Here is a 574-nt window from a genome sequence, read left to right on the forward strand (position 1 = left end):
CCGCCGCGTCGCGCAGGACCGCGTAGCGGAAGGCCGGGTCCCGGGCGAGCGGCCGCAGGGGCGGGACTGGAACCGCGTCCAGGTCAGCGCGGAGCTTGCCGGCCCGGGCCTGGCCGCCGGCAGCCTCACAGTGGTGCTCTCCGCCGAGGAGCTGCGCGACAACGCGGAGCGGCAGGCGCTCCTGGCGCTCGGCACCAGCCTCGTGCTGATGCTGGCCTTCGTGGCGACCCTGCAGCGCACCGTGCGCCGCCACGTCGTGGCCCCGCTGCAGCGCCTGCTCGTCGCGATGCGGGCGGTCGAGCACAAGCGCTGGACCGCGGTCGATCTCGGCGGCGCCTACCGCCCGAGCAACGAGATCGACGCGATCTCCCAGGCCTTCAACAGCATGGTCGAGGGCCTGCGCAGCGGCGACGAGGCCAAGCGGCTGCTCCAGGCGCTGGAGACGGCCCACGCGGAGCTCGCCGCGGCCAACCGCCAGGTCGTCGAGAGCATCGGCTACGCCCGCCGCATCCAGGCCTCGGTCCTGCCGGAGCGGGGCGCGCTCGCCGCCTCTGGCGTCGACCTCGCCGTCCTG

The 574-nt window shown here is 75.4% G+C and carries 1 protein-coding gene; it reads left to right on the forward strand.

What is annotated here, in order from left to right; translation table 11 throughout:
* Positions 1–574 (forward strand): HAMP domain-containing protein (locus AX737_RS07940; protein WP_156453585.1); only part of this gene is annotated, 574 nt, incomplete at both ends.

The sequence above is a fragment of the Methylobacterium sp. CCH5-D2 genome (assembly GCF_001556475.1).
GTDB lineage: Bacteria > Pseudomonadota > Alphaproteobacteria > Rhizobiales > Beijerinckiaceae > Methylobacterium > Methylobacterium hispanicum.